Origin of the sequence: Pseudosulfitobacter koreensis (genome assembly GCF_024733015.1) — a bacterium.
In the GTDB taxonomy this organism is placed as follows: Bacteria; Pseudomonadota; Alphaproteobacteria; order Rhodobacterales; family Rhodobacteraceae; genus Pseudosulfitobacter; species Pseudosulfitobacter koreensis.
This window is the reverse complement of record NZ_JANKJG010000008.1, coordinates 180,065-186,064: the sequence shown is the minus strand read 5'-3', so window position 1 is coordinate 186,064 and position 6,000 is coordinate 180,065. Positions and strand designations below refer to the sequence as shown.

Annotated in this window: 3 protein-coding genes; 1 reads left to right on the top strand and 2 read right to left on the bottom strand. The window is 63.2% G+C overall.

Annotation, left to right across the window (positions count from 1 at the left end; all coding sequences use genetic code 11):
- Window positions 1–248: 248 nt before the first annotated feature.
- Together NTA49_RS12305 and NTA49_RS12300 are read right to left on the bottom strand one after the other, a co-directional pair.
- Complete coding sequence (locus NTA49_RS12305) at window positions 249–866, bottom strand: nucleotidyltransferase family protein (RefSeq protein WP_258295085.1); 618 nt, start codon at window positions 864–866, stop codon at window positions 249–251.
- A gap of 13 nt (window positions 867–879) precedes the next feature.
- Window positions 880–3,297, bottom strand: a complete 2,418-nt coding sequence (locus tag NTA49_RS12300; RefSeq protein ID WP_258295084.1) for a GcvT family protein — start codon at window positions 3,295–3,297, stop codon at window positions 880–882.
- A gap of 266 nt (window positions 3,298–3,563) precedes the next feature.
- Here NTA49_RS12300 and NTA49_RS12295 point away from each other — a divergent pair, with 266 nt between their 5' ends.
- Window positions 3,564–5,984: a GcvT family protein gene (locus NTA49_RS12295; protein ID WP_258295082.1), complete on the top strand. Its 2,421-nt coding sequence runs from the start codon at window positions 3,564–3,566 to the stop codon at window positions 5,982–5,984.
- Window positions 5,985–6,000 lie beyond the last annotated feature (16 nt).

Below are 6,000 nucleotides of genomic sequence, written 5' to 3'. Positions count from 1 at the left end.
TCAAAAATCCCATGTCGATCACTCCATATCTCCCTGATCAGAATCGTCAGGGCAATGTGTTCACATGGGTCAATTCTCAGTGAAAATTTATGGGGCTACCGGGTCAGTTCTCAATGAAAACCAACAGGATCAGAGCAGCGCGACGAGATCCTGTCGCTGTTCCCCGAACTGGACACCGTCGCAGGTCTGGAAGACTACACAGCGGCCCGTCGTTCGCTGAAAGGCTTCGAAGCCAGATCGCTCTTGGGTTAATCCCGGACTAATCTCTGGGCACGCCAGTTGGCCCAATCTTCCGGCGTGTCCAGATCATTGCGCGCATGGTCGCCTGACAGGGCGACCAGCGCGACGCGATCCCCGGCCTTTTTGACAATCGACTGACCGCCCGCATCGCCGCTCAGATTTGCAAACTCTGCAAACAGTGACTTTGCAAATATGATCGGGTGGCCCGCGCGGCCATCCGACGTGGTGCCGCGCCAGACCAGGTTTCTCGATTGCAGATCAACGGCCTGCAGAACGGTCCTCAGGTCATCTGCCGTCAGGTCCGGCAAATCCCCCAGCAGCAGCAGAGCCGCATTTGCATCTGTCGGCAGGGCGGCGAAGGCCCGGCGCAGGGACGCACCCATGCCTTCGGTCGCATCGGGCACAGGTATCGGCGTCACGTCCAGCCCAGTGATCGCGGTATAGCGGTCGTGCGGTGCGGGCGGCAAAGCGACCAGAACCCGCGCGCAGACCTGCCGAGCAATCTCGCATTGTCTGCGGATCAGCGGTTTGCCGTCCACTTGCTGCAACAGCTTGTCGGTGCCGCGCATCCGGGCGGATTGCCCGGCGGCAAGAACGATGGCGGGAATGTTGCTGAGCTGGCCCATGCGGCCACCATAGTCAGCCGCGCATCCGTGCGCCATCCGCATCGAAGGGCGGGGTCAGCGTGACGGTGGCCGGGCGCATCTGGCCCAGGATTTCGATCTCGACGCGAAGACCGTCCGCAACCTTGTCGGTCGGCAGGAACCCTTGGGCGATCGAGGTGCCGGTGTGGTGCGAATACCCGCCCGAGGTGCAGAACCCGACCACGGCGCCATTCAGCCAGATCGGCTCATAGCCCTGCACATCCGCATCATCCGCATCGACGGCAAAGGCCACCAGCCTGCGCGCCGCACCTTTGCTGTGCTCGGCCTCCGCAGCGGCGCGACCAATGAAATCGGTGTTCTTATTGAAGCTGATGAAACGGTCCAACCCCGTCTCGGCGGCGGTGTAATCCGGCGAAAACTCGGCCATCCAGCTGCCAAAATGCTTGTCCAGCCGCAGCGACATCATCGCGCGCATGCCAAAAGGGACCATGCCATGCGGTTGCCCTGCCGCCCAAAGCGTCCACCACAGGGCACGCTGGCCCATCGGATCGCAGTAAATCTCGTACCCCAGATCGCCGGTATAGCTGACGCGCTGCACGATGCAGTCGGTCATGCCGACGGTCATGCGGCGCACATCCAGAAACCGCATGTCGGAGATATCGCTGAGCGTACAGGCCGCCAGCACTTCGCGCGCCTTGGGGCCTGCGATCTGGAAGCCATTGCGCTTGTCGCTGATGTTTTCGACATGAACGCCGTCTTCCAAGTGACTGGTGAACCATCGGAAATGAAAGTTCTGGCTGCCGTAGGATGCGGTCAGTTGAAACTCCTCCTCGGCAAGGCAGGACATGGTGAAATCGCCGATCAGCTTGCCCTTCTCCGACAGCATCGGCGTCAATGACAACCGGCCCGGCTGCGGCACGCGGCCTGCCATGATCCGGTCGAGCCAGGCGCGGGCGCGCGGGCCGGTAACGCGGTACTTGCCGAAATTGTGCACCTCGTTGATGCCCACGCCGCCGCGTACGCCGCGCACTTCGCGCGCGGTTGCGTCAAAGGCGTCCGAGCGGCGGAAGGACGGGGTTTCGTAAGACGGCTCGCCGTGCTGGGCGTAGTAGTTGACCACCTCCAGCCCGTATTGCTGGCCCCAGACCGCGCCCATGTCAGAAAAGATATCGTACATCGGCGTGGTGCGGTTGGGCCGTGCGGCGGGCAGTTCTTCGTTCGGATAGCTGACCGAAAACCGTTTCTGATAGTTCTCGATGATCTTGGGCAGGGTGTATCCGGGGCTGATCCAGTCGCCGAAACGTGCTACGTCCATCGCCATCACGTCACGCTCGGGCTCGCCCTCGATCATCCATTGCGCCAGCATCAGGCCGACGCCGCCGCCCTGGGAAAAACCCGCCATGACGCCGCAGGCCGACCAGTAGTTGCGCACGCCGGGAACAGGCCCGACCAGCGGGTTGCCGTCGGGGGCAAAGGTGAAGGGGCCGTGGATCACCGATTTGACACCCGCCACCTCCAGCGCCGGAAAGCGTTTGTAGGCAAAGGCGATGCTGTCCTCGATCTTGTCGAAGTCATCGGGAAGCAGTTCGTGGCCAAAGGTCCAGGGCGTGCCGTTCACGGCCCACGGTCGGCAGGGCTGTTCGTAGAACCCGATGCACAGCCCGCGCCCCTCTTGCCGCAGATAGCTTTCGCCTGCGGGGTCCATCACATGCGGATGCTCGCCGCCTGCGTCCACGATGTCTGCGATCATCGGGACCTCTTCGGTGACGATATACTGATGCTCCATCGGGTGCAGCGGGAAATAGATACCTGCCATCGCGCCCACCTCGCGCGCCCAGAGGCCGCCCGCGTTAACCACATGTTCGGCGTGGATGGTGCCCCTGTCGGTGACCACGTCCCAGGTGCCATCAGGGCGCTGGTTGGTCTCGACCACCATCGTGTGCGTCTGGATCGTGGCGCCGCCCATCCGGGCGGCGCGCGCATAGGCGTGGGTGGTGCCCGACGGATCAAGGTGGCCGTCGAGCGGATCGTAAAGCCCACCGATGATGCCTTCGATATTCGTCACCGGCGCGATTTTGGCGATCTCGGCGGGGGTCACGATTTCGGTCTCCAGCCCCATGAAGCGATGCTTGGCGCGTTCTGCCAGCAGCATGTCGAACCGATCTTGATTGTCGGCAAGCGTGATGCCGCCCACGTGGTGCAGCCCGCAGGACATGCCGGTGATCTTTTCAAGCTCCTTGTAGAGGCGGATGGTATAGCCCTGAAGGGCCGCCATGTTGGTATCGCCGTTCAGCGTGTGAAACCCGCCCGCCGCGTGCCAGGTGCTGCCCGAGGTCAGCTCGGACCGTTCAATCAGCATGACGTCCGACCACCCCAGTTTCGTCAGGTGATAGAGCACCGAGGCGCCGACGACGCCTCCGCCTATGACGGCTACGCGGGTTGTGGTTTGCATGAAATGGCCTCCGGTCGGACTGGATTTTGGCCAAGTCTAGGGGGCAAGCAGGGGCGGGCTGGTCCGTTTGCGACAGGATGCGTCGTATCGGTGTGACGGGCGGGCAGGCCGGGGCGCTGCCCCGGACCCCGGAGTTTATCCGGCAAGATGAAGGGCGGTTTATTTCCACGCGGGGTCCGTCGCCGACATAAGGCGTCGGAAACGATCAATCATGTGAGGACCAGGGCGGCAGGTTGGTGGGGAGAGCGAAACCAAAGGCTGATCCCATGCGCACCCATGCCCAAGCTGTCGTCATCGGCGGCGGCGTTATCGGATGTTCGATCCTCTATCATCTGGCCAAGCTGGGCTGGCACGATGTGGTTCTTTTGGAGCGCGACGAGCTGACCTCGGGCAGTACATGGCACGCGGCGGCCAATATTCACGGGTTGCATGACAGCACCAACATCAGCCGCATCCAGCATTACACGATGGGATTGTACAAGGAACTGGAGCAGGAGACCGGGCAGGGCTGCGGCGTGTTCCAGCCCGGATCGCTGTATCTGGCGCAGACGCAGGACCGGGAACACCAGTTGCGGTTGCAAGCGGCGAAGGCGAAGCTTTACGGGATGAACTTTCACAAGGTCGACCGGGCCGAGGCCGAAGCGCTGCATCCGCTGGTGGATTTCGACGGCATCCGCTGCATCATGTGGGAGCCCGAAGGCGGCAATGTGGACCCATCCGGGGTGACCAATGCCTATGCCGCAGGCGCGCGGGCGATGGGGGCCGAGATCGTGCGGTTCTGCCCGGTGACCGGGACGGAGCAGCTGGCGGATGGCACGTGGATCGTGCGCACCGAAAAGGGCGATATCGCGACGCCTTGGGTGGTGAATGCCGCCGGGCTTTGGGGGCGCGAGGTAGCGGCGATGGCAGGGCTGAGCCTGCCGCTGCAACCGACCGAGCACCAGTATTTTGTGACCGAGACGATTGCCGAGATCGCCGCGTTGGATCGCCGCCTGCCTTCGGTGGCGGACCGTGACGGCGAATACTACCTGCGCCAAGAGGGCAAGGGGCTGCTGGTTGGCGCCTATGAGAAGGACGTGCGCTTCTGGGCCGAAGAGGGCACGCCGCAGGGCTTTGGCCACGAGCTGTTTGCCGACGACCTGGAGCGGATCGAGGACAACATGATGCGCGCCATCGCGCGGGTGCCCGTGGTGGGCACAGCCGGGATCAAGCGGGTGATCAACGGCCCGATGATCTGGTCGCCCGACGCCAATGTGCTGTTCGGGCCGGTGCCGGAACTGCGCGGCTATTTCTGCTGCAACGGGATCATTCCGGGCTTTTCGCAATCGGGCGGCATGGGGCTGCTGGCGGCGCAGTGGATCATCGAGGGCGAGACGCAATACGACATGTTCGCCTGGGACATGGCGCGGTTCGGCGACTGGGCGGACAAGGCCTTTACCAAGGCGCGGGTGCGCGACCAATATGCCAACCGGTTCAAGATACACTTTCCCAACGAGGAACGCAGCGCGGGGCGACCCGCACGCACGCGGCCCGTCTACAGCATGCAGGGGAAGATGGGCGCGGTATTCGGGTTGAACGCGGGGTGGGAGCATCCGCTGTGGTTTGCGGATACACCCGGCATGCAGGACACCGACGGCTTTATCCGGCAGAACTGGTGGGGGCCCGTGGGCGATGAATGCCGGATGCTGCGCAACCGTGCAGGCATCATCGACATCTCGAATTTTGCCAAATACCGCTGCACGGGGCAGGGGGCCGAGGACTGGCTGAACGCAGTCTTTGCCAACCGGATGCCGCAGGTCGTGGGGCACTCGTGCCTGACGCCGATGATTGGCAAACGGGGCGGGATCGCGGGGGATTTCACCGTGACGCGGGTGGGCGCGGATGAGTTCTGGATCATCGGCTCGGGCATGGCGGAACGCTATCACCAGCGGTTTTTCCGCGCCGTGCCGCTGCCTCAGGGCACCACATTTGAAAGCCGCACCGACGCGATGTGCGGGTTCAACGTGGCGGGGCCAGACAGCCGCGCGCTGTTGCAGGGGCTGACCGATACCTCGCTTGATACGGCGGATTTTCCTTTCATGCGCTCGAAACGGATTACGTTGGCGGGTGTCGATGTGCTGGCTTTGCGGGTGTCGTTCACCGGTGATTTGGGATGGGAACTTCATTGCGATGCGGGCGATCAGGCTCAGCTTTATGCGGCGCTGATCGAGAGAGGCAAAGGCTTTGGAGCAGGTCCCGTAGGCAGCCGCGCGTTGATGAGCCTGCGGATCGAAAAGGGCTATGGCTCGTGGGGGCGCGAATACAGCCCAGAGTACTGGCCGCAGGAGGTGGCGCTGGACCGGCTTTGCAAGATGGACAAGCCATTTCTGAACAGCGATGCGGTGGCCGGGACGATGGCGCAGCCTGCCCGCGAAAGGCTGGTGATGCTGGCGCTGGACGCGGACGACACCGAAGGCTCGAACGCAGATGCCACGGGCGGCGAGCCGATCTTTCGTGATGGACAAGGGATCGGGCGGGTCACCTCGGGCGCCTATGGCTACACGGTGGGGATGTCGCTTGCGCTGGGATATATCAATGACGGGGTCGCCGGTGACGTGGTCGATGTGATGGTTCTGGGGCAGCCGCACCGCGCGACGATACTGGCGGCGCCGCCGTTCGATCCCGAAGGTGAGCGGTTGCGCGCTTAGGCTTGCGCTAACATCT

Excerpts from the sequence above, each read along its gene's own strand:
- NTA49_RS12295 (WP_258295082.1), top strand. The coding sequence starts at position 3,564 with ATGCGCACCCATGCCCAAGCTGTCGTCATCGGCGGCGGCGTTATCGGA.
- NTA49_RS12305 (WP_258295085.1), bottom strand. The coding sequence starts at position 866 with ATGGGCCAGCTCAGCAACATTCCCGCCATCGTTCTTGCCGCCGGGCAA.
- NTA49_RS12300 (WP_258295084.1), bottom strand. The coding sequence starts at position 3,297 with ATGCAAACCACAACCCGCGTAGCCGTCATAGGCGGAGGCGTCGTCGGC.